This is a genomic window from Nitrosomonas sp. Nm51 (assembly GCF_900111165.1).
Classification (GTDB): Bacteria; Pseudomonadota; Gammaproteobacteria; order Burkholderiales; family Nitrosomonadaceae; genus Nitrosomonas.
This window is the reverse complement of sequence record NZ_FOGH01000083.1, coordinates 1-6,138: the sequence shown is the minus strand read 5'-3', so window position 1 is coordinate 6,138 and position 6,138 is coordinate 1. Positions and strand designations below refer to the sequence as shown.

The 6,138-nt window shown below is 48.1% G+C and carries 8 protein-coding genes; 2 read left to right on the top strand and 6 right to left on the bottom strand.

All coding sequences use genetic code 11. The features are described 5' to 3' along the window. Positions 1-30: 30 nt before the first annotated feature. The 5 genes from BMY60_RS14465 to ligA are packed head-to-tail and all read right to left on the bottom strand — an operon-like array spanning position 31 to position 4,183. A complete protein-coding gene (locus BMY60_RS14465; RefSeq protein WP_090334579.1) occupies positions 31-285 on the bottom strand; it encodes a hypothetical protein in 255 nt (84 codons plus the stop codon). Positions 286-314: 29 nt separating this feature from the next. After that, on the bottom strand, positions 315-848 hold the full coding sequence (gene def, locus BMY60_RS14460) for a peptide deformylase (RefSeq protein ID WP_090334578.1): 534 nt from the start codon (positions 846-848) through the stop codon (positions 315-317). After that, entirely contained in the window at positions 826-1,584 is a 759-nt protein-coding gene (locus BMY60_RS14455) for an S-methyl-5'-thioinosine phosphorylase (protein WP_090334576.1), read from the bottom strand. Before BMY60_RS14455 ends, def begins: the two co-directional genes overlap by 23 nt. A 6-nt stretch (positions 1,585-1,590) precedes the next feature. Beyond that, positions 1,591-2,145 (bottom strand): hypoxanthine-guanine phosphoribosyltransferase, encoded by a 555-nt coding sequence (locus BMY60_RS14450; RefSeq protein ID WP_090334574.1) that lies wholly within the window; start codon positions 2,143-2,145, stop codon positions 1,591-1,593. 4 nt (positions 2,146-2,149) lie between these two features. Next, on the bottom strand, positions 2,150-4,183 hold the full coding sequence (gene ligA / locus BMY60_RS14445; protein WP_090334573.1) for an NAD-dependent DNA ligase LigA: 2,034 nt from the start codon (positions 4,181-4,183) through the stop codon (positions 2,150-2,152). 174 nt (positions 4,184-4,357) lie between these two features. Here ligA and BMY60_RS14440 point away from each other — a divergent pair, with 174 nt between their 5' ends. After that, complete coding sequence (locus BMY60_RS14440; protein WP_090334572.1) at positions 4,358-5,293, top strand: DUF2914 domain-containing protein; 936 nt, start codon at positions 4,358-4,360, stop codon at positions 5,291-5,293. 14 nt (positions 5,294-5,307) lie between these two features. Next, complete coding sequence (locus BMY60_RS14435; protein WP_090334570.1) at positions 5,308-5,853, top strand: NUDIX hydrolase; 546 nt, start codon at positions 5,308-5,310, stop codon at positions 5,851-5,853. Here BMY60_RS14435 and BMY60_RS16090 read toward each other — a convergent pair. Next, positions 5,838-6,138 (bottom strand): hypothetical protein (locus BMY60_RS16090; protein WP_218141716.1); only part of this gene is annotated, 301 nt, incomplete at its 5' end. The genes BMY60_RS14435 and BMY60_RS16090 overlap by 16 nt on opposite strands.

The following is a 6,138-nucleotide window of genomic DNA, read 5'->3' as shown; positions in this document are numbered from 1 at the left end:
GAAAGTTACAGGAGGAAAAATCTGAAAAAATCATAAAAAACTCAACCGGCCATCATAATTGTCGCCAAACCGGCCAGGATAATTGACACGGGACAGCAAGGCTGATGCTGAACTGACTCGCGTCGGCATCAGCGTCATGTCACCACAGTGCGAGCGATCATCCGCAAGCACATAATTCTGCTCATTAGACCAGGCAGAAAGTTTTGTGAGGGTATCTTTGAGCCATACAGCCGGGTCGATGCGTTGCCGTTGAATTGCGCGGTGCCAAGCAGGATTTGGAACCAAGACGGCGCCAAGAAAATACCAAGTCTTGTCTATGTATTCACAACACCATGACCGGGAAACAGCGCATCAATAAAACCAAATGTACGAAAATCCCTGATGCGCATGGGATAAAGAATGCCTTGCAGATGGTCGCATTCATGCTGTACCACGCGTGCATGAAAACCTTCTATCTGACGGTCAATTGCGCGGCCATGCTGGTCAAATCCCTGATAGCGCAAATGCGTATAACGCGGCACCTTGCCACGCAACCCAGGCACGCTCAAACACCCCTCCCAGTCATCTTCCATTTCATCGGACAATGGTGTCAGCTGCGGGTTGATCAACACGGTAAACGGAATTTCGTCCGCACCGGGATAGCGCTGATTTTCTTTGAAACCAAAAATAACCACTTGCAATCCAACGCCAATCTGTGGTGCTGCAAGACCCGCACCATCGCATGATATCATTGTATCTTTCATATCCTGAATCAGCATCTCAAGTTCAGATGTATTGAACTGTTTCACCGGACTTGTCACTTCCAGCAGCTGCGGCTCTCCCATTTTAAGTATTTGTTTTATCGTCATAACATTTTGCCAGATGTTCAATGATATTTCTCACGCGGACCATTGCCTTTTCCAGCACCACATAAATCTCCTTCAGCGGAATTGCTGCAACATTCGTCCCGCGCCCGGCAGCATAATTAGCCACCACGGCCAGTGTCGCATAATTTAATCCCAGTTCTCTGGCCAGCGCAGCCTCCGGCATACCTGTCATACCTACCATATCACAGCCGTCACGCTCCAGCCGGTTGATTTCCGCAGCCGTTTCAAGTCGTGGCCCCTGCACGGCGGCATAGACACCGCTATCCATGACAGCTTCATCCGCCAGGCGTGCCGCTCGAAAGAGCTGCATTCGTGTCACGGAACTGTAAGGATCGGTAAAATCGATATGGGTTACCGGATCTTCCGAGCTGTCAAAATAAGTAAAATCGCGTCCGTAGGTATAGTCGATGACCTGGCCGGGAATAATCAACGTTCCGGGGGTCAGGTCTTCCCGGATACCACCGACAGCCGCAACAGCTACGATATGTTCAGGCGAAAGTGAACGCAGCGCCCATATGTTGGCGCGATAATTGATCCGATGCGGGGGAATCGTGTGACCGTGACCATGCCGGGCCAGAAAAACAATGTCATGTCCGTTGACTGTACCAAAGGTAAACGGACCGGACGGTTCTCCATATGGCGTCCGTATAACCCGGCGGTGTGATATTTTCAGACACGAGAGCTGCGTCATGCCGCTTCCACCAATGATAGCCAGCATAATAGATCATCCCGATCCGGATTGTAATGCGTAAATTGCCGGCAGATTCCGCCAGACGCTGTACACATCCATACCGTAACCAAACACATATCGATTTGGCAATTCAAATCCGACAAAATCGGCTTGAAAGGGTTTAGGTATGCCGGTATTTTTGTTCGCCAGCACAACACTGTGAAATGAACGCGCACCACAATCAAGTATTTTTTTACGGACTTCCACCAACGTCACACCTTCATCAAGAATATCGTCAATAACCAGTACGGCCCTGCCCTGTACCGCATCCTGAGGAAACATCAGCCAGTTCAACGCGCCGCCATGTGTGGTGTTATGGTAGCGTGATACCTGAACATAATTAAAAGTTAACGGAAACATTAATTTTGGCAACAAATGTCCGGCAAATACCACAGCACCTTTCATTACACACAATACCAGCGGATATTGACCGGATAATTGCCGTGTAATTTCATCGGCCAGACGCTGCACCGTTTCCGCTATCGTTTCAGCAGAATAAATCAACTCGGCGTTTTCTAAAATCTGTTCGGCTTTTTCACGGCTCAACATAATTTCAGACGGATTGCAGAAGTGATTTAAGTTGGTCTTCATCAATCAACATTATCCCCAGGCTGACGGCTTTTTCATATTTGCTGCCGGGATCTTCGCCAACCACAACATAATCGGTTTTCCTGGAAACGCTGCCCGCCACTTTGCCACCATACATTTCAATTTTCCCCCTGGCTTCCTCCCGCGTCATCTCCGACAGTGCTCCGGTTAGCACGAATATTTTTCCGTTGATTGCATGATTTTCTGCAGATCTGTCTGCTGCATTTGCGCTTTCTTCCCAGCGAACACCGCTGGCACGCAACCGTTCAATGACCTCCCGGTTATGCTTTTCAGCAAAAAAGTCTAGAATGCTTTGTGCAACAACCGGGCCGACGGCCGGCACTTGTGTCAGATTCTCCATATCGGTATCCATAAGTCGGTCCAGGCTGCCAAAATGACGCGCCAGGTCTTTGGCCGTTACTTCGCCGACATTACGGATACCCAGTGCATAGATAAATCGAGCCAATGTAGCCTGTTTGCTCTTTTCGATCGCTGCGAGAATCTTACTGGCCGATTTCTCGGCTATTCTCTCCAGATTTACGAGTGCAAGAATACCCAGTCGATACAAATCGGCCGGGTTTCTGACGATGGCGTTATCGACCAACTGGTCGACCAGCTTTTCCCCAAGCCCCTCTATATCCAGAGCGCGCCGCGATGCGAAGTGCAGAATAGCCTGTTTGCGCTGTGCGGGACAAAAAAGGCCGCCGGTACAACGGGAAACAGCTTCACCTGCCGTCCGTACCGCTTTTGCGCCACACACAGGACAATGCTGCGGCATAACAAAAGGCTGTGTGTTTTCAGATCGTTGCGCTACAACAACGGATACAATTTCAGGAATGACATCACCCGCGCGGCGGATAATCACAGTATCGCCGATACGTATATCTTTGCGATTGATTTCATCGGCATTATGCAGCGTGGCATTGGTTACGGTCACGCCGCCGACCAACACAGGTTCCAGCCGTGCAACCGGCGTCAATGCGCCCGTCCGCCCGACCTGAACATGAATATCCTGTAGTTTCGTAATGGCTTCCTGTGCCGGAAATTTGTGCGCAAGCGCAAAACGGGGAGCACGTGCCACGTAACCAAGTCTGGCTTGCTGGGCCAGCGAATTAACTTTATATACAACACCGTCAATATCATACGGCAGCTGGCCACGTCGCGCGGCGATTTCCTGATAATATGCCAGCAATTCAGCACATCCCTTCACCACCGCACATTCCCGCGCAACCGGAAAATGAAGGCGACTGAGATATTGAATAATGGCACTGTGCGTATCATGCGGAACATTGGGATCATCGTTTGAAACAATGCCGTACGCAAAAAACTTCAAGGGACGCGCCGCAGTGACAGCGGAATCAAGCTGGCGCAACGATCCTGCAGCAGCATTTCGTGGATTGGCAAAAATTTTTTTGCCTGTTTCAACGTGCTGTTTATTGAGCCGGATAAAATCAGCACTGAACATCAATACTTCGCCGCGCACTTCCAGCAACGCCGGCACATGCTCGGATGATAAAGACAAAGGTATGGTTTTAATCGTACGCAGATTTAACGTAATATCCTCACCCGTATAGCCGTCTCCACGTGTCGCGCCTGTTTTAAACACGCCATTCTCATAACGCAGACTGACAGCCAGACCGTCAAATTTGGGTTCCACAGCATATTCCACCGCCGATACCGCAAGCCCTTCACGAACACGCCGGTCAAAGGCTTCAACTTCAACCGGTTCGAAAGCATTTGCCAAAGACAGCATTGGCGCCTCATGTGCCACCTGAGAAAATGTTTTTAAAGGTTCTGCACCAATACGTTGCGTGGGCGATTCCGGTGTTACCAGTGCCGGATATTCCTGTTCAATATACTGTAATTTACGAAACAGACGATCATACTCCGCATCCGGGATTGTCGGTGCGTCCAGCACATAATACTGATAATTATACAGCACGATCTGCTGACGCAGCAGATCGTGCTGTCGCCGCACATTTTCTATTGTTTGATTCATCGTACGCGCGTTTCCGTTACTTGCTTCGGGCTATTTTTTCTGTGGCGATTATCTTATTGTAAAATATAAATCGCAAATACTGCAGACAATGTTGCAGAAGACAATTATTGCCGTGTACGTTCTGCTGTATAATTTTACCGTTAATTTATTTTGCGAGCCCGGGTTCAGTCTACTATGTCCGATAACAAACTGAAAATTCGTATACATATCCAGCAGCCCAAAACTTCAGAGCAAGGAAGTGAGACTGATAAAGCAGAGGATAGCATCTCGAATTATGATGCTCAGACCATCCTGGAGAAACCACCGCTCGACTGGCGCAAAATCGCTGTGGCAGCAACAATACTTGTTGCTGCGGCCGGATTTATCGGCTATCTGCTGCCCGTTCTGAGTAATTCCAAAACAGCACCCGATGATGTCGACTTCAAAACTGAACATTTCACCGATTCGACACCGCTGTACAACAGCTTTGAGAACGAAAATGCGATATCCCCGCTAGATTCGTTGTCCGATGCTACAGTAATGCCGGAAGGAGAAATTTTGTCTGGTACAGTCGAGCAATTTACCGCGTTGACTGGCAATATAAACATGGAATCCGAGGCGACCCAGATTATCACACCCGACTCTAAGCCGGGTCCCGACGAAAAAACGGCCTCTCTGAAACCAGTTTCAAAACCAGTGTCATCCCATAATATTTCGGAAACTCAGGAACAATCGCCGGCGCCACATGACAATAATCCAATTATTTCTGTGTCGATTCCAGCGAATGCCGCTGATCACGATCAAATAATACGTGCACAATTGACGCATGCAGTCAAACAACGTGAACCCGTCGATGAGATCAACCAAATTCAACTTGACCCGAATTCCCCCCGGAATATTTATTTTTTTGTCGAACTGCATGATCTTGCAGGACAGCAGGTAACTGTCAACTGGTATTTCAAAGAGCAACCGATCGCCGAAACTCGGCTTGAAGTGAATGGTCAGAACTGGCGCACGTATGCCAACAAATTACTGAATGATAATAGCACCGGACTATGGCGTGTCACATTGACTGATGAAACCGGAGAACAACTGGCAGAGAGACACTTTGTTGTTAATAACAACATGTAATACATGGATTTTTTATGAAGTATTGCAGCAACTGCAGCGCGATTGTTGAATTTCGCATACCGGATGGAGACACATTGCCCCGTTATATCTGCACTCAATGTCATGAAATCCATTATCAGAATCCCAAAGTTGTTGTAGGATGCATACCCGAATGGGAAGATAAAATCCTGCTGTGCCGCCGTGCAATTGAACCACGCAGCGGCTGGTGGACGCTGCCTGCAGGGTTTATGGAAAATAACGAAACCCTGGCCGAGGCTGCTGCGCGGGAAACGCTGGAGGAAGCCAACGCCCGCGTTGAAATCGGTGAACTATACGCAATTTACAGTCTACCGCATATCAGTCAAGTCTATGCATTATTTCGAGCTCGCCTGCTTGACCTGGATTACAGCCCAGGCATTGAAAGCAGCGAAGTCAGGTTGTTGTCCGAGCCAGAAATACCTTGGGAGGAAATGGCCTTTCGCGTTATTCATGATCCCTTGAAACGTTATTTGCGTGAACGCAGGCAAGGAAATCTGATATTCCATACTGGTACTATCGAGCGCACTCATAAAAAAACATGAGCAACTGTCTGTCTATGACAGCTTGCTCGGCAGCTAAAGCCACGGAATAGCCAAGAATTGGGCTTTTGCAGCCATAGTTTACAAATGATAGAAACGGCTACAGGCTTGAGCAGATTGACGTTATTTGAGTCCAAATTAATGCTGACATCAACCTGAGTATTGCAACAATACGCTAGATTTTGGCCTGTAATTAGTCGGCCCTGAAAAAGGATATTTTGAAAATTCTTCTTCGCAAAAATATTTGCCAGAAATTTTTTATCCTGTCTGTACATTTTTTTCAGAAAT